The organism is Clostridium tagluense, assembly GCF_003865095.1.
In the GTDB taxonomy this organism is placed as follows: domain Bacteria; phylum Bacillota; class Clostridia; order Clostridiales; family Clostridiaceae; genus Clostridium_AD; species Clostridium_AD tagluense.
In genome coordinates, this window is the sequence record NZ_BHYK01000027.1 from 22,277 (window position 1) to 40,419 (window position 18,143).

Genomic DNA, 18,143 nt, shown 5'->3' on the forward strand with positions numbered 1-18,143 from the left:
TAAATAGAGAATAAACCAGTAGGGGCTTAAGTTAATGCCATATATGATGGATCCATTATATGATAAAAAATCTAACTTTGTTGGGTGGTTAATAGAGCATAGTAATGTATTTAATAATCATTTAAAATGGGTAGCATATATAAATAGCAATTATGTTTGGGCAAAAAAAACTAGAATATGGATTGGTGGATTAAGAGGTACTAATCTTTTAGATAGAAATGGGGGGATTGTGGCTTGGAGTATTAGCGGACCTGTGGTGGGCGGTCTAGAAATCATAAAGGCACCACTTGATATTGGGCCCCCATTTCTGTCAGTTGTACCAATTATTCATGAGGTTCCATTTAATCCTGGGTATGCCTCTGAGCCTGTAGGTGAATGGTCGAAACTAACCTTCGCTCAATGGCTTAAGCAAAGGTAGGTGTTTAAATTATGCTTGAAATAGAAAAAGATTTAATTAGAATTCAGATTTTATTTGACATCTTTTTATACAGAGAGTGTATATATACAAGAGGATGTGATTATATTGAAAACAGTTAATATAATTTTTGTTAGTGGAAAAGATGTTACATTTTTGCTTGATAATAATGAAAGCAGAAAGTTAATTTCTTGGTTGAATGATAGTGAAAATTCAAATAAAGTCTATGTGTTAAAACAAAAAAGCGATAATATTGAGAAATTTATAACATATACAATTTATAAAAGCAATATAGAATATGCAGTATATTAAATTTGAAATTCATTAAAATACTTTCAATTTGTATACCATTATCTACTTAAACTAAAAAAAGTTGTAAGCCTTAAAATTAAAAGCTTACAACTTTTTTTATTATTTGAATTATTTTAGTAAAGATTTTATTCCAGCTAATGATTGACCTAGGTTATCATCCTTCATCATTTTAAGGGCAGAATTAATTAATACACGAACATCATGCTGTCCTTTATAAATAGGGGTAACTTTTTTATTTAAATTTAGCAATTTATAAACAGCAGTTTGTGCACCTCTTACAGAATAATCCATAGTAAATACTATGTCATCTGCTATTTCACAGAACTGGCCAAGTAATGCTAAATTAGTTGAACCTTCTGGAATAATTTCTGGTCTATCTCCCTTTGCTCTAGTTAAAAATTGTGCTGTTGTAAAAGGTAATATACATGGTATACAAATAGATGTTTTAATAATCTTTTTCATATCCTCTTTGAAGTTTAGGTGATATAATAGCTCAGTTAATATTTCCTCACCTGTACAATCAACCATTCTCTTCTTTATAAAATCACCTTTTTCATAAGGGGACAAACAATACCCCCATAAAACTTCTACATTTTCAGGTTGATTAATAAAATGTGGTTGATTGTGTAGAACTATTGTCATAAACCACCCAGATTCTTTAAATGTCATCATACAACCAGTTCCTGGCTCGTTGCTTGAATATTCTACTATTTTCCTTGCCATAGTTGGGTCTTTAAGAGTAACTGTGAAAGACTCCCACAGTGATTCTTCAACGCGTTCATCGAAAACTCGAGGATTACCAAATTCAGGACGACCGCTTGCGATTTTCTCCCAAAGGGCCCATGTTCCGCCTACATGTTTATCATTAATCTTTGGCACTGTAGTCATTGAGCCAAGGCTGGTACCAGCTGTTATTGAACCTATAGTAACAAAGGCAAGGTCTCCCTGGGCAAGCTCTATTCTAGTTTCTTTTCCGTTTTTAACACATTTAAATGCTGTAACTGTGGTTTCATTATCTGATGGCTTAAATTCTAAATCAGTTACTCTGCAACTAAGTTCAAAATTAACACCTTGTGATTCTAACCATTTAGTCATAGGTAATAACATTGAATCATATTGATTGTATGGTGTACGACGTACTCCAGACATATCATTTAGATGTGGTAGTTCATGGATAAATCTATGAAGATATCTTTTGAACTCTACAGCGCTATGCCAAGGCTCAAATGCAAAGGTTGTAGTCCACATGAACCAAAAATTTGTTTTGAAAAATGATTCTGGGAAACATTCTTTAATAGTTTTTGATCCTAAACAATCTTCAGGTTTAATCATTATATCTGATAAAGCCATTCTATCAGCACGTTCAAATCCTAAACATGATGCATCCAGTATGTTAGCTTCATTATCTATTAATCTAGCTTTTGCAAAAGTATGCATCTTTTTATTAAAAGCATTAAATTCATCAAGTATTGAAACTTTAGGATCAGTTAATGACGGAATACTTTCCATTACTCCAAAAGTACAAGCATACACTTCCTCATCAAACATCCTCCCACCACGCATTAAATACCCGTGTTCAGGATCACCATTTCCATCCATGCTACCACCTGTTATGTTTAGTTCTTCATAAATATGAATATTTTTTCCTGGAACATGACCATCCCTAATTAGAAATACTGCAGTGGAAAGTGATGCAAGTCCAGCACCAACAATGTAAGCATTTGTTTTTTCTATATCAATAGTTTGATTAAAATTAAATCTCATTTTAGAAACCTCCATCCGAAAAATTATGCCATAAGCTATAAGCCTAGGTGAATTTTGTATTTACCAAGTTAAACACTTGCTATAAGCACAATATAATCCCAAATAAAAGGATTGTATATAGTCAAATTTGCAAAACTGTCTGAAAAACATACATAAAGGAATGATTGTTTATATGAATGTAGCCAATTTGCTACTGCACTAATGCGCAATACTTGGTGAAATTTGTAGTAAAATGGTATATTTAGCACAATTATACACTAAAATATGGTAAGGTGATGTGGGGCAGAGTGATATTAGGATGGTTGATAAATGAAAAAGAATATATTTAAATCGTTAATAGTGTTTTTAATTTTTGCTATGAGTATGAGTGTTTTTCCAACTGTTGTTTATGCAGCTGGAAATTTGTTTGAGGTTGATGGAAATGAGGACAGTATTTACACCTGTATTTATAAGATGAAGTTTGATGGTTCAGAAAAAATAAATATTATTGATGATAATGCGTGGTATATAAATATCATAAATGATGATTTTTATTATGCTTCAGATAAAAATGAAGGCCATTTATATATGTTGGATAACAAAACAGGTACTACTTGTGAAATATTTGATCACAATGTTTGATATATAGATAATGATAAACAGCATATTTATTTTATTGATAACAATAAGAATTGTGCTTTGTATAAAGTTAATATAGAAAATTTTGAAATAAAAGTATTAGAGGATTGTTTTGCCAGCAATATACATTCAATTGATGATTTTATCTACTATTTAAGCTTTAAAAAAGATGAAGATATTTTATGTAGGATAAATAAGGATGGAACTGATAGACAAGTAATTGTATAATAAATTAGTAATTCGATATAACCTCCTTGTTTTGAGGTTATTTACTTTATGTAGTATAAGCTGATCATCTGCTAGTACTGGTGAAGTAGCTTAGTAAAAGGGAGTCAGTAGATTTATTTGCTGGCTCTATTTTTTATTGTAAAGAGTGGTTAACTCCATTGCATAAAGTGGAAACGTAATTGACAATTTATTTTTGCTGAAAACCATACACTTTGAGTAAGGTGTATGGTTTTTAGACAAATTAGTGAAAATGATTGTTTAACACATTTTTTATTAGAGTTATATTGTAAATATAGAATTCTTGTAAAAGAATATAAAATATAGGGAGGTATCATTAATGAATAGTTTTATAAAAAATCCAAGTGATATTAAAAAATATACAAGTAAACCTACGACTTTTTACGATGCGGAGACACTCACAGTATATTGGGAAACAAAGCCTGAGATTATTGCACGGATACTCCCACCACCTTTAAAACCTCTTAAAACACCTTTGGTACATGCTTTTGTAGCTGATTATCCTAGAACAAATTTTTGCCCAGCATACAAGGAAGCAGCTTTATTTATACCATCAGAATTTAATGGAGAAATTGGAATGTATTGTATTTCAATGCCTATAAATGATGGCATGGCTATGGCGCTTGGCAGAGAAGTTTATGGTTTTCCAAAGAAGATGGCAGAAATTGAACTTAAGAAAGATGGAGACACTGTTTCTGGAAGTGTATCTCGAAATGGAATAAATTTCTTTAGTGTAAAAGCAAATCTTAATGGAAAAGCAAATCTTAATGGAAAATGTAATGATAAAGACGGACAGAAAATAATTGCAGATAATTATGGAAAGGGGTTACCTATATTCAATTTCAAATATTCTAAGTCACCAGATGGCAGCGGATTCGATTTAAATCCACTACTTATAGAGCAAGGTGCAATCATGGATAATAAAGTGTTTGAAACAGGAGAATTTGATATGAATCTTAAGGATTCACCACATGATCCTTGGGCAGAATTAGAAGTTGTAAAGATGTTAGGTTGCACTTACACTATAGGAACTTCAGTACTTTTAAGGGGTAAAGTTTTGGCAGAAGTAGATCCAGTGGCGTATTTACCTTATGCCAATTCAAAATATGATTGGTGGGAAGGTATTCTATAAAACAGTAAAAAAACAGGATATTTTTAGTATGAGTGATTTATTTGACTTCATAGGTAAAAGTTCAGTTGTACGAGGAGGATTTATATTATGAAAGAGTTTAAAGGCAAGGTAGCAGTTATTACAGGAGCCGCAAATGGAATAGGCTTTGCAATAGCTAAGGAATGTGCAAGAAGAGAGATTAAGATAGTAATAGCAGATATTGATGCAAAGGACTTAAAGAGAGCAGAAGAACAACTTAAGGCAGATGGAGCTGAAGTACTAGCTGTTGAAATGGATGTCATGAAATTTGAAGACATGGAGATGCTAGCGAAGATTGCTCTTGAAAGATTTAAACATATAGATTTATTGTTTAATAATGCTGGGGTTGTAATTGCAGGGCCAGCTTGGTTACTATCCTTAAATGATTGGGAATGGGTTATGAGAGCTAATGTAGGGGGTATTGTTCATGGCGAAAAAGTGTTCATTCCAATAATGTTAAAGCAGGATACTGATTGTCATATTGTTAATACTTCTTCTGTAGCTGGGCTTTTGCATTTGAATGGAATGTCAGCTTACCATACTTCTAAATTTGCAGCGGTTGGTCTTTCTGAATCTACTTATTTAGATCTTCAGTGTGAAACGGACAAAATAAAAATGTCAGTATTCTGTCCAGGGTTTATTCAAACAGATCTTGATAATTGTGAAAGGCATAGACCAGATATTTATAAAAATGACATGAGTCAGTCTTATTATCAAAGTGATTTGTATAAAGAAGAGGAGCAAAAGAAACATAAGGTTATCAAAGGCGGTATGCCAATTGATACAATTGGAGCAACTATATTCAAGGCAATTGAAGAAGAAAAATTTTATATCTTAACACATGCAGAGTTAAATCCGCTTATAGGTCTGAGAGTAAAAAATATGTTTGAAGGTGGAAGTCCATCTATGGATGTAATAAAAGGCGTTAAGTAATTGATGCATCTGAAATAAAATAACTAGTAAAAAATGCCTAAGTATTAGGAATTGGTACCTATAGACTAGTCACTTTGAAAAAAGTGTTTGTACTATAAACTGGTACCCATGTCAAGGACAATATAAAAAAGAGTGTTAAGAAGCTAAGAGATGATTTCTGTATTGTACAGGAGTCATCTTTTTTAAGTTCCATTGGTATCTATAATTATTATAGTACGTAATATAGCTATTTATCATTTTCTTCACAGATTCAAATGCAGTACAGGATTTTAGGTCTATCTCATCTTTCATATGGCCAAAAAATGATTCCTGTGGAGCATTATCCCAGCAGTTACCTCTACGTGACATTGACTGACCTAATTTATGCTTCTTTAGTAATTTCTGAAATGTAGGGCTTGTATAATGGCTACCTTGATCTGAGTGAATAAAGGCATCTTGTGTTAATGTTACACGTTTAGTCTTAACTAATCCCGTTATTGTATCTAATGCTATATCCAGTGTTATTCTCTCTGAAACTTTATAAGATAATATCTCATTTGTTGAAGAATCTTTAATTGTTGATAAATATGCCATTTTACCATTGCCGTAAGGTAAATATGTTATATCAGTAAGTAGAACCTTTCCTGGTGTAGCCTGCTTAAATTCGCGATTTAAAATATTTTTTACTACACGATGTTCCTTTGTTGCCTTAGCAATTCTTTTATATGGGTTTGCTTTTCTGTGAGGACACACTATATTGTACTTATTCATAATCCTACGGATACGTTTTAAGCTATATACAATGTTAAATTCATTCTCCAAAGTCATTTTAATAGACCTAGAGCCTTTCTTATAGCCCCTTCGATTAAACACCTTCAGTATCAAATCTCTATCTAGTAAATCATGCTGCTCGCATTTAATTCTTATGTCTTCTGAGGTAAGGTAATTGTAATATCCAGACCTAGATACTCCCGACAATTCACACAAGTAAGCGGTTACATTCTTAAAGCTATACTCTTCAATAACTTCTTTAATTATTTTAAAAACATCGCTACATTTAAATTTGTTATTTTTTTGAATCGCCTGCCTTTCTTTCGTGTCTAATTTTTTTAATAGGTCTACCTGTGATTCAAGTAATTTTATTTTAGCTTCTTGCCTTTCTATTATTTCTTCCTTAGAAAGCTCGGTAGAGCGTGGCCTACCACTTGCCGTTTTCCTAGTATCTTCTAAGCCTATTATTCCATCTTTTTTGTATGCTACTTTCCACCTATATGCTGATTGTTCGATTCTTTTTAATCCTATTATATTTATATCAAATCCATTTTCCTCAAAAATTTGCCTTGGTAGTTTTCCAGCTATATATTCATCGATAAATAATATTTTAAATTCATAATTATATGTAATTGCATATTCACTAACATTTAGGACATTTTTATTATTTTTAAGCTTTTTAATATCTTCTTTGGTAAATAGAATCTTACTCATTTGCCATCTCCTATCTTTATATAAATTATACAAAAAAATTACCTATAGTCCAAACACTTTTTTTCAAGTGTCCATCCTATAGGTACCATTATACTATAGGTACTTTTTATGTCTTCAAAGACACAAAACACCACCAAATTAAATTATTTCAATAGCATAGCTTTAAGTGCGCCTATTTCTTCACGTAGGTTATCATCCTTTAGCATTGAAACAGCAGAATTAATTAGTACACGGGCATCATGCTGTCCTTTATAAATAGGGGTAACCTTTTTATTAAGCTTTAGGAATTTATAAACAGCAGTTTGTGCACCTCTTACTGAATAATCCATTGTAAATACTACATCATCTGCTATTTCACAGAATTGTCCAAGTAATGCTAAGTTAGTTGAACCTTCTGGTATAGTTGCTGGTCTATCACCTTTTGCTCTAGTTAAAAATTGTGCTGTTGTAAAAGGTAGTATGCATGGTATACAGATTGATGTTTTAAGAATTTTATCTATATCAGAATCAAACTTTAAGTGATGTAATAATTCAGTTAAGACTTCCTCACCGGTACAATCAACCATTCTCTTCTTAACAAAATCTCCTTCATTAAATGGGAATAAACAATAACCCCATAAAACTTGAACATCATCAGGTTGATTTATAAAATGCGGTTGATTAACTAAAACCATTGACATAAACCATCCAGATTCCTTAAAGGTCATAAGAGTTCCAGTTCCAGGCTCATTTCCTGTAAATTCTACTATTCTCTTTACCATTGTTGGATCTTTAAGAGTAACTGTAAAAGATTGCCACAATGATTCATTTACACGTTCATTAAAAACTTGTGGCTTACCAAATTCAGGACGTCCTTTAGCTATGGTTTCCCAAAGATTCCAGTCTCCTCCTACATGTTTATCGTTAATCTTTGGCGCGGAAGTCATAGAACCAACACTAGCGCCTGCTGTTAAAGAACCAATAGTAGCAAATACAAGGTCTCCCTCCCCAACTTCTATTTTCTTTTCTTTTCCATCTTTAACACATTTAATTCCTGTAACAGTCGTTTCAGTTTCAGATGGTTTAAATTCTAAGTCAGTAACTCTGCAATTCATTTCAAAAGAGACCCCTTGTGATTCTAACCATTTAGTCATAGGTAATAACATAGAATCATATTGATTGTATGGTGTACGACGTACTCCTGACAAATCATTAAGTCTAGGTAATTCATGAATAAATCTATGAAGGTATCTCTTAAATTCTATAGCACTGTGCCAAGGCTCAAATGCAAATGTTGTAGTCCACATAAACCAAAAATTCGTCTGGAAGAATGATTTAGGGAAACAATCTTTAATAGTCTTAGTTCCAAGTGAATCCTCAGGTTTAACCATAATATCCATTAAAGCTAGTCTATCGGCGCGGCTAAAGCCTAAAGATGATGTATCTAGTATATTACCTTCATTATCTATTAATCTAGCCTTTCCGGAAATATAGATTTTTTTATTGAAAGCATTAAATTCATCCAATATTGTAACTTTAGGGTCAGTTAATGATGGAATATCTCGCATTGCATTAAAAGTACAAGCATATGCCTCTTCATCAAACATTCTTCCGCCACGAAGTACATAACCATGCTGCGCATCACCGGCTCCATCCATACTTCCGCCTGTAACGTTTAATTCCTCAAATATATGAATATTTTTTCCTGGAACATGCCCATCTCTAATTAAAAATATTGCAGCAGAAAGTGAACCAAGTCCAGCACCAACTAAATAAGCATTTGTTTTCTCAACATCAATAGTTTGATCAAAATTAAATCTCATTATTAATTCCTCCATTTGAAAATATGCCATAAGTTGTAAGCTTTTGCTATAAGCTATGAGCCTAGGTCAATTTTTTATTTACCAAGTTAATCACTTGCAATTACTTGCTATAGGTATAATATAAATCTAAACAAAAGGAATGTGTACAATCAATTTTGATAAACTGTCTTAAAAACATACATATTGCTTATAGTGTATAGCAAGTAAAAACCACTAATTTTCCTGGATAGATGCTTTTTTATTTTTGCGGTTAGAACATTATATATTTGTACTAACAATACTTATTTAGGAATGGAGAAAGCGTGTTATCGTGAAAATTGATAGATTATTAGGAGTTTTAATTATATGTTCGATAATAGTGATTCATAATTTTAAGCCAAATTATCGGTTGAAAAAAAACATGCTTTACTTCTAGAGATATGCTACCATTATTGACAACGATTGTAAAGTGAGCTATGCTATTATTATATATTTTAGGCATCTCCCTCATGCATTTGTGGGAAGTGTCTTTTGTGTTATTTAATAGAATTTCATTTAATGTATTATAAAGGAGATATAATTATTATGCATTCAAGTAATGAGCTAACATCATATGCTTTTAGAGCTATTTTAAGTCATTTGGTTGATATGGAGGAAAGAAAAAATGAAATAGCAAATGAAATTTTTAGTGATTTTTCAACTTTGCATGACGATTTTGACTGCTTCATAGATAACTATTTAAAAAAGCTTGAGGAACTGATAAAAATGGTGAAAATTGTTGATAAACCAAGTCATGAAAAATTAAAGTCCCTAAACTATTTACCCTATGTGATTATTGGAAGTACAGTTCACCTGGAGAATATAAATAACCTTAACAACTATTTTTTTAAGATTGTTAACCCTTACCATACTTCCAATTCAAAAGACAACTTATCTTGTTTATCAGCGTTAGGTAAATCCTTAATGCTTAACAAACCTGGAGATATTATCAAAACTAAACTTAACCAAGATGAAGATGAATGTCTCTATAAAATTAAATCAATACGGTATAATTAAATAATTCTACGTGAGAGGAGCACTTACAAATGTCTCGAAAAATATTTATAACTAAATCAGACAAGCATAAATTATTGGAAATAATTAATAAATATGAAGATTCAAAAAACAAACAAAATCTAAAAGACCTTGAAGCAGAAATAAATAGAGCTGACGTTACTAGTCCAGAACAACTGCCTAGCGATGTTATCACGATGAATACAAAGGTTATCTTATTAGTTGGAGATACTGAAGAAGAAATTAATCTCGTATACCCAAGTGAAGCTGATATTTCAAAAAATAAGATTTCTGTATTATCCCCTATTGGGACAGCTATTCTCGGTTATTGTGAAGGTAGTATCATAGAATGGAAAGTGCCAGACGGAACAGTGCAGATTGAGGTAAAAAAAGTCCTTTTTCAACCAGAGGCTCAGGAGCTTTATAAGTTATAACCGTTAGCAAAACAAAATTGTGCTTACAATTTGTTCACGTCCTCCGGCTGTCAAATTATCAGGATATATTAATGAAAATTAACTTCTATTTTTATGTTTTTGATGTTAATATTACTTATATATGAATTTAATTAAAATACCTTTATAAATGAATGGAGGAAGTATTTTGCAGAATGGTTTGTTGCATCTAGATAATATTATTAATGTGGGTAAATTTCAGAAAATTCAGGATAATATAGCGGAGGTAACAGGTATTGCTGTTGTTATGGTCGATTATAAGGGAAAAAAAATTACTGCGCATAGTAATTGTAGTGAATTTTGTAAGCTTATAAGATTAAATTCAGACTTAAGCCAGCTTTGTGAAAAATGTGACTCGAGAGGTGGACTCGAGGCTGCTAGATTACAACAACCATATTTATATTTATGTCATAGGGGTATTTTAGATCTTGCCATTCCTATAATAGCAGATGGACAATATTTTGGTGCGGTAATGGCGGGGCAAGTTATTGTTAAAGATAAAGAAAAGGAACATTTAGAACAAATAGTTAGCAATAGAGCTTTTAAGATGGAATTAGAAAAAGAAGATGAACTTAAAGTTTTATATGAAAAGTTACCTATTATTACTTTAGAAAGAGCTAAAGCTATTGCTAGTATGCTTCTTCATATTAGTAACTATATTGTAGAAGAAGCTTTACTTAAAATAAATTCAAATAATCGTAATGATGAAATTTTAACTGTGGGTTCATTTAAGGCCACAAATTTAGAATTAGAAAACGTTGATAAAGTGGAAATAATGGAAGAAAATTTAAAGGATATTGTTAACTTATATTCTAGTGAAGATGGAAATGATATAATGTGTGGTGATAAATGTAATATTATTTTAAAACCAGCATTAGAGTATATACAAAATAACTATAGTTGCGCAATTAGTCTTGATGGTATGGCATCCTTGTGTAACATTAGTCCTAGTTATTTTAGTAAGCTTTTCAAAAAAAGTATTGAGGATAATTTCTCGAATTATATAAATAAAGTGAGAATTAAAAAAGCTAAAGAGTTGCTTGAGGCGTCAGATGTACCAATAATCAATTTAGCCTTGGATTTGGGGTTTGAGGATTGTGGTTATTTTATAAAAGTATTCAAAAAAATAGAAGGGGTAACCCCAGCGGTTTATAGGAATGAATATAATGTAAGAAAATAGTACTAGGTTAAAACTAGTGCTATTTTTTTTTATGTAAAACTCTAAGTGCTAGAAATTACTGTAGAAAATTACACAAGGTAAGCAATGTTTTTCCACAAGAATGCAATATACTTCGATGAAATTTGAATGAAACAAGCTTATACTTTAGTCAGTTAATAAATTAACAAGCAATTGATTAATAATAAAGAAAATTTTGATATCACTGTTGGATCCACTAACCCTCATTGCAAAATATTAATGCTACGATTCAATAAGTTATAATGTTTAGAAAAAACTAAGGAGGAATAATATATGAGAATGTATGATTATTTAGCACCAGCTGTTAATTTTATGGGGGCAGGCGCTGTAAAGGTAGTAGGAGAAAGAGCTAAAATTCTAGGTGGTAAAAAAGCACTAATAGTAACTGATAAGTTTCTTAGAAACCTTCCGGGCGGTGCAGTAGAACAAGTTGAAGTTTCATTAAAGCAGGTAGGAATTAGCTATGTATTCTATGATAATGTTGAGCCAAATCCTAAGGATAAAAATGCAATTGAAGGCGTGAAAATATTTAATGATGAAAAATGTGACATGATTATTACAGTTGGTGGCGGAAGCTCACATGACTGTGGTAAAGGTATCGGTATAATGGCAACTCATCCAGGAGATTTGTTTGACTATGCAGGTATAGAGACTCTTGCAAATCCACTTCCTCCAATTATTGCTGTTAATACAACAGCTGGAACAGGTAGTGAAGTTACTCGTCACTGTGTTATAACAAATACTGAAACTAATATTAAATTTGTAATAGTTAGCTTTAGAAACTTACCATCAGTTTCAATCAATGATCCATTAACAATGGTTGGAATGCCTACAGGGCTTACAGCTGCAACTGGTATGGATGCTTTGACTCATGCTATAGAAGCATACGTTTCAAAGGATGCTAATCCTGTTACAGATGCGGCTGCTATACAAGCTATTAAATTAATAGCAAACAACTTACGTCAAGCTGTTGCACTAGGTGAAAACTTAGTAGCTAGAGAAAATATGTGTTATGCTTCACTACTTGCTGGTATGGCATTCAATAATGCTAACTTAGGCTATGTACATGCAATGGCTCACCAATTAGGTGGACTTTATGATATGCCTCATGGAATAGCTAATGCGATATTACTTCCATTCGTTGAGAAGTGGAATGTTATTTCAAATCCACAGAAATTTGCTGATATAGCAGAATTCATGGGTGAAAATATTGTAGGGCTTTCAGTATTGGATGCAGCTGAAAAATCTATAGATGCTATGTTCAGACTAGCAAAGGATGTTGGAATTCCAGCTAACTTAAGTTCACAAGGAATTAAAGCAGAAGACTTCGAATACATGGCTGACTGGGCATTAAAAGATGGTAATTCATTCAGTAATCCAAGAAAAGGAAACAAGAAGGATATTGTTGCATTATTTAAATCAGCATTTTAATCCTTGCAGCACTGCAGGTGATGATTAATAGCAACAGAAATATAAGTTGAAACTGAAATAATGTTCTCGATGCTTGCATCGAGAACAGATAATAAGATTTATTGCTTCTATTAATACTTGTATGTAAGTGAGGCATTGTTATTTATATCCTTAGTAGTTATAAATTTAACAAACTCTTATATTTAAGAGAAAGATAAAATATGAGTTTTAAAGAATTGTAAACAGAGATTATTTAATAAAAAATTATTTTCAGGAAGGAAGTTATAATATGTATGTTTTAGAAGAAGGATTTAGTAAACCTACGAAGAGGATAGATACATTAAAGGAACAAATATTGTTAGCAGTTCCATGTATTGAGGTGGATAGAGCACTATTAATAACAGAATCATTTAAAGAAACAGAAGGACAACCAATGGTAGTTCGTAGAGCTAAAGCACTTGAAAATATATTAAATAAAATTCCTATCACTATAAGAGATGAAGAACTAGTAGTTGGAAGTTTGACGAAGGAAGCAAGATCATCTCAAATTTTCCCTGAATTTTCAAATACGTGGATTAAAGATGAGTTTGAAACCATAGGAAAGAGAAAAGGTGATTCATTCCAAATTACAGAAGAGGCAAAAGAGCAACTTACAGAGGTATTTGATTACTGGGAAGGTAAAACTACTAATGAACTTGCTACTTCATATATGTATCCAGAAACTATTGAGGCAATGAATGAAAACGTATTTACAGTTGCCAACTATTATCTTAATGGAGTAGGACATGTATCTGTAGATTACGCTAAGATTTTAGCTAAAGGATATAAAGGGGTTATTAAAGAAGTTGAATCTGCAATTGTGGCTGCTGATAAAGAAAATCCTGAATATCTTAAGCAAAAACTATTTTGGGAATCTATCTTAGTTTCTTGTAAAGCCATAATAAATTATGCACATAGATATGCAAAGCTTGCTAGAGAAATGGCTTCAAAAGAATCTAATGCTGTGCGTGCGAGTGAATTATTACAAATAGCTAAAAACTGTGAAACAGTACCTGAAAATGGGGCAACTAATTTTTATGAAGCTTGCCAATCATTTTGGTTTGTACATGCAGTTATAAATATAGAATCAAATGGACATTCTATTTCTCCAACAAGATTTGATCAATATATGTATCCATATTATGAAATAGAATTAAATTCAGGAAGCTTTGATATAAATAAAATTCAAGAACTTATTGATTGTGTATGGATTAAATTAAATGATATTAACAAAGTTCGTGATGCAGTATCAACAAGAGCATTCGGTGGATATCCAATGTTTCAAAACCTATGTGTAGGTGGACAAACTAGAGAAGGTAAAGATGCTACAAATGATTTATCGTACATGTGCATAGATGCTACAGCTCATGTAAGATTGGCAGCACCTTCATTTTCAGTAAGAATATGGAACAAAACTCCAGATGAATTCTTATTAAGAAGTTGTGAGTTAAGCAGATTAGGCCTTGGTATGCCAGCATTTTATAGCGATGAAGTTATCATCCCAGCATTAGTTAGTAATGGATTAACAATTCAAGATGCTAGAGAATATGGAATTATAGGTTGTGTTGAACCACAAAAACCAGGTAAAACAGAAGGATGGCATGATTCAGGTTTCTTTAATCTAGCAAGATTATTAGAAGTCACTATAAATAATGGTATGAGTAATGGAAAACAAATAGGACCTAAGACTGGAGAATTTACGCAGTTTAAGTCTATTGAAGAAGTTGTTGAAGCTTATGAAAAGCAAATGGAATACTTTGTTTATCAATTAACAGTGGCGGACAATGCTATTGATATTGCTCATGCAGAAAGAGCACCATTACCATTCTTATCTTGTATGGTTGATGATTGTATCTCAGTTGGTAAATCACTTCAAGAAGGTGGAGCACATTATAACTTTACAGGGCCACAAGGTGTTGGTGTTGCAAATGTAGGAGATTCTTTTGCAGCCATTAAAAAGCTTGTATTTGATACCAATATGATAACTTTGAAACAATTAAAAGAAGCTCTAGATACTAATTTTGGTGAAGGACAAGTTATTGAAGGTAGCGCCCAAAGTAAAGAAAATTCATCTGCAAAGTTAGACATGGAAGATATAAGACAAATGTTAATTCATAGAGCACCTAAATTTGGTAATGATATTGATGAAGTTGATGAACTAGCAAGACAAGGTGCATATATTTACTGCAAAGAAGTTGAAAAACATAGAAATCCAAGAGGCGGAAATTTTCATGCAGGATTATATCCAGCAGCAATCAACATTTTATTTGGTGATCTTATTGGAGCAACTCCAGATGGTAGAAAAGCACATGAAGCATTGGCTGATGGTGTATCTCCAGTTAGAGGAGCTGATAGTAATGGACCAACTGCTGCTATAAATTCAGTAGCTAAATTAGATCATTTTATTGCATCTAATGGTACTTTATTAAATCAAAAATTCCATCCTGGCTCAATTAAGGGAAGTACTGGATTAAACAATTTAGCATCACTTGTTAGAAGCTTTTTCGATCAAAAGGGTATGCATGTACAATTCAATATAATTGATAAGGAAACTCTTGTGGAAGCACAAATGAATCCGAATAAATTTAGAGATTTAGTAGTACGTGTTGCTGGTTATAGTGCTCAATTTATAACATTAGATAAAGCAATTCAAGATGATATTATAAAGAGAACTGAACAAAATTTCTAATGAATCTTTAAGTATTCTTAAAAGGAGGAAAAGCATATGCTGATAAAAAAAATCAATTACGAGCAAAAGGGCATAATTTTTAATATGCAACGCTTTTCTATACATGATGGACCTGGGATTAGGACAATAGTATTTTTTAAAGGATGTCCTTTAAAATGTGATTGGTGTAGTAATCCAGAATCACAAGATCCATTAGTTCAAATTATGTTTAATGAAAAAAATTGTAATGGGTGTAAAAAATGCGAAAAAAAATGTCCAGTAGGTGCAATTGATATGTTAAGGCCTGGAAGAATAGATAGAGAAAAGTGCACAGGTTGTGGTGAATGCGCTGAAAATTGTTATCCAGGAGGTCTTGTGAAATCTGGAGAAGAAACTACTGTAGAGAAGGTAATAAATGAACTGAAAAAAGAAAGTATTCAGTTCAGACGTTCTGGAGGTGGAGTTACATTATCTGGAGGAGAATTGCTTATGCAACCAGAATTTGCAATTGAGCTTTTAAAAGCTTGCAAGGCAAGGGGATGGCATACTGCAATAGAAACTACAGGCTATACCAGTGAGGCGGTAATAGATAAGTTAATTCCTTTGGTTGATTTAGTACTATTAGATATAAAACATTTAGATGATGAAAAACATAAAAAATATGTTCATGTAAGTAATGAAAGAATAGTTAAAAATGCTAAAAAAATATCCGCTTTAGGCGCAGAGCTTATTATAAGAGTACCTGTTATTCCGGGATTTAATTGCGATGAAAAGAGCATATCTGATATTGCTAAGTTTGCAAAGAGTTTAAATGGAGTACAGCACATAGATTTATTGCCATATCATAAGCTTGGGGCAAATAAGTATGAGAATCTAGGACTAGATTATATAATGGGACAGGAAATTAAAACACCAGATGAGGCTACTATGAACAAATTTAAAAAAATAGTAGAGGAATTTGGACTCGAATGTTCTATTGGAGGCTAAAGATTAATAATTATTTCATATAATTTAACATGAGTATTCAATAATTACACCATATTTTAAATATATAATTAATCTTGTAATACAAATTAAAATATAAAAATTGAACATAAACTCCCAGTTTCTGTTATGATCTCTGAGGTCATAGTAAAAACTGGGAGTTTATACTTTCTAGTTAAAAAAGCATGAAAAACATCTAATAAACAGTTATAAGATCCAGTTTATTAATCCCCTTGCTTAAATTTATTATTCTAACTTTCTTATCTTTGTCTATGTATGATTTTAACACACTCAATTTAAATCTCTGTTTACAAGGCTTTACTACTTGTTTGGCGGCAACAGTTCATAGTAGAATGTAATATAAGGCATTATTATAAGTTTCAATTATCAAGACTTATCAAAAGAAAGGTGGATATATATGATTCAAGAGTTAAAAACAGGGGGTAACACATCTCTTAGTTCTTCAAAAGGCTCTGTTATTGTAACACATGATATAGACAAAAACATAGATGTATCTTTAACAGCTTTTCTTGTGACAGACGCAGGAAAAGTTTTAGGCGATAGTGGAATAGTATTCTACAACCAGATGGAAGGACCAAATGGCATAGCTACATTTATTCCTTCTGTAGACAGTGGAAGTACAAAAACACATAAAATTGATTTTGATTTAAGTAAGTCATCAGGAGGTATAACTAAAATAGCTGTAACTTTGACAGAGGGAAACAACACTGGATTTGCAAGTGTGAAAAACTTAAAAGCTGAAATACAGGTAGGCAGTGACGTTATTCAGCTAATACCCTCAAGTTTCACAACTGAAAATGGTATAGTTGTCACGGAATTGTATCTAAGAAGCGGAAGTGCAAAAGCTAAGGCAGTATGGAAGGGATTTGCAGCAGGTCTAGATGGATTATGTTTAAATTATGGAGTAGAAGTGGAAGCAGAAGAAAAACAACCTGTTCAACCTGTTAAGTCAGTTGTTAACCTTAAGAAGACCAGTGGTAAAGTAAATTTATCTAAAGGCGAGAAGCCTATTCTAATTGAAAAAACTACTCAAATAACAGCATCAGTTTCTTGGGATTCTGGTACAGACTATGATATTTATGCACTAGTATACACTAAGTATGGTAAACAAATTGATGTAGCTATGTTCGGTGCTAAAGGTGTACCAGTATTGCAAAATTTTGATAACGGTACTGTAGAGCATATGGGAGATGTAGGAAGAGGTAAAAAACTAGGGTGGGGTAAGGCAAAAAAAGAAGCCAGCAAAACAGAGACAATTAAAATACGTTTTAATGAGGACATTATTGCAGTAGTTCCTGTAGCTTACTCTGCACAGTCAAATGGCTCTGGTTCTTTCCATAAGTATAAAGTATCTATGTGTATAGATAACAACGCAGGTACAGAAGTTACGATTTCCGCAGAAAATGCAAATAATAATAATGGAATATACACCTGCGTACCAGGCATGTTATTAAACACACCAGAGGGGGTAATAATAAAACCTATTGAAATGTACAGTACGCAAGGTTCGGAAAATAGACCAAAGTTAGTGGAGGGTGCTGACGGTAACATAGAGATAGTTATGGATAAAGGACCGAAAAATAACTATAAATAAGGATAAATTATTATTTATTAAGGCGTTGGTCTAAAGCTTGT

The 18,143-nt window shown here is 32.1% G+C and carries 16 protein-coding genes; 13 read left to right on the plus strand and 3 right to left on the minus strand.

The genetic code is table 11. The features are described from left to right. Positions 1-34 precede the first annotated feature (34 nt). Positions 35-418, plus strand: a complete 384-nt coding sequence (locus Ctaglu_RS18835) for a 4-fold beta flower protein (RefSeq protein WP_125004584.1) — start codon at positions 35-37, stop codon at positions 416-418. Between the two features lie 105 nt (positions 419-523). Beyond that, complete coding sequence (locus tag Ctaglu_RS18840) at positions 524-727, plus strand: hypothetical protein (RefSeq protein WP_125004586.1); 204 nt, start codon at positions 524-526, stop codon at positions 725-727. A gap of 108 nt (positions 728-835) precedes the next feature. Here Ctaglu_RS18840 and Ctaglu_RS18845 read toward each other — a convergent pair whose 3' ends face one another. Continuing rightward, positions 836-2,491, minus strand: a complete 1,656-nt coding sequence (locus Ctaglu_RS18845) for an oleate hydratase (RefSeq protein WP_125004588.1) — start codon at positions 2,489-2,491, stop codon at positions 836-838. 309 nt (positions 2,492-2,800) lie between these two features. Here Ctaglu_RS18845 and Ctaglu_RS26620 point away from each other — a divergent pair, with 309 nt between their 5' ends. The 4 genes from Ctaglu_RS26620 (at position 2,801) to Ctaglu_RS18865 (ending at position 5,438) form a co-directional block, all read left to right on the plus strand. Beyond that, positions 2,801-3,112 carry a DUF5050 domain-containing protein gene (locus Ctaglu_RS26620; RefSeq protein ID WP_125004590.1) on the plus strand — a complete coding sequence of 104 codons (312 nt, stop codon included), beginning with the start codon at positions 2,801-2,803 and terminating at the stop codon, positions 3,110-3,112. Between the two features lie 24 nt (positions 3,113-3,136). Then, positions 3,137-3,337 carry a DUF5050 domain-containing protein gene (locus Ctaglu_RS26625; RefSeq protein ID WP_507762486.1) on the plus strand — a complete coding sequence of 67 codons (201 nt, stop codon included), beginning with the start codon at positions 3,137-3,139 and terminating at the stop codon, positions 3,335-3,337. A 337-nt stretch (positions 3,338-3,674) separates the two neighbouring features. Beyond that, positions 3,675-4,487, plus strand: coding sequence for an acetoacetate decarboxylase family protein (locus Ctaglu_RS18860; RefSeq protein WP_125004594.1), 813 nt, complete (start codon positions 3,675-3,677; stop codon positions 4,485-4,487). An 87-nt stretch (positions 4,488-4,574) separates the two neighbouring features. Then, positions 4,575-5,438, plus strand: coding sequence for an SDR family NAD(P)-dependent oxidoreductase (locus tag Ctaglu_RS18865; RefSeq protein WP_125004596.1), 864 nt, complete (start codon positions 4,575-4,577; stop codon positions 5,436-5,438). Between the two features lie 135 nt (positions 5,439-5,573). Here the strand turns inward: Ctaglu_RS18865 and Ctaglu_RS18870 are convergent, their stop codons facing one another. Both Ctaglu_RS18870 and Ctaglu_RS18875 read right to left on the minus strand, forming a co-directional pair. After that, on the minus strand, positions 5,574-6,902 hold the full coding sequence (locus tag Ctaglu_RS18870; protein WP_125004598.1) for an IS3 family transposase: 1,329 nt from the start codon (positions 6,900-6,902) through the stop codon (positions 5,574-5,576). Between the two features lie 143 nt (positions 6,903-7,045). Further along, complete coding sequence (locus tag Ctaglu_RS18875) at positions 7,046-8,704, minus strand: oleate hydratase (protein WP_125004600.1); 1,659 nt, start codon at positions 8,702-8,704, stop codon at positions 7,046-7,048. Between the two features lie 564 nt (positions 8,705-9,268). Between Ctaglu_RS18875 and Ctaglu_RS18880 the strand changes: the two genes are divergently transcribed. The 7 genes from Ctaglu_RS18880 to Ctaglu_RS18910 all read left to right on the plus strand — a co-directional run bounded on the left by Ctaglu_RS18880 (position 9,269) and on the right by Ctaglu_RS18910 (position 18,102). Beyond that, on the plus strand, positions 9,269-9,739 hold the full coding sequence (locus Ctaglu_RS18880; protein ID WP_185732811.1) for a GreA/GreB family elongation factor: 471 nt from the start codon (positions 9,269-9,271) through the stop codon (positions 9,737-9,739). A gap of 29 nt (positions 9,740-9,768) precedes the next feature. Then, the gene (gene rnk, locus Ctaglu_RS18885; RefSeq protein ID WP_125004604.1) at positions 9,769-10,170 is read left to right on the plus strand and encodes a nucleoside diphosphate kinase regulator; all 402 of its coding nucleotides are present in this window, start codon (positions 9,769-9,771) and stop codon (positions 10,168-10,170) included. A 166-nt stretch (positions 10,171-10,336) separates the two neighbouring features. After that, a complete protein-coding gene (locus Ctaglu_RS18890) occupies positions 10,337-11,368 on the plus strand; it encodes a PocR ligand-binding domain-containing protein (RefSeq protein ID WP_125004607.1) in 1,032 nt (343 codons plus the stop codon). Between the two features lie 291 nt (positions 11,369-11,659). Continuing rightward, positions 11,660-12,817, plus strand: coding sequence for an iron-containing alcohol dehydrogenase (locus Ctaglu_RS18895; protein ID WP_125004609.1), 1,158 nt, complete (start codon positions 11,660-11,662; stop codon positions 12,815-12,817). A 268-nt stretch (positions 12,818-13,085) separates the two neighbouring features. After that, entirely contained in the window at positions 13,086-15,524 is a 2,439-nt protein-coding gene (locus Ctaglu_RS18900) for a glycyl radical protein (RefSeq protein ID WP_125004611.1), read from the plus strand. Positions 15,525-15,560: 36 nt separating this feature from the next. Next, a complete protein-coding gene (locus Ctaglu_RS18905) occupies positions 15,561-16,490 on the plus strand; it encodes a glycyl-radical enzyme activating protein (RefSeq protein WP_125004613.1) in 930 nt (309 codons plus the stop codon). Between the two features lie 415 nt (positions 16,491-16,905). Continuing rightward, positions 16,906-18,102 carry a TerD family protein gene (locus Ctaglu_RS18910; protein ID WP_125004615.1) on the plus strand — a complete coding sequence of 399 codons (1,197 nt, stop codon included), beginning with the start codon at positions 16,906-16,908 and terminating at the stop codon, positions 18,100-18,102. Positions 18,103-18,143 lie beyond the last annotated feature (41 nt).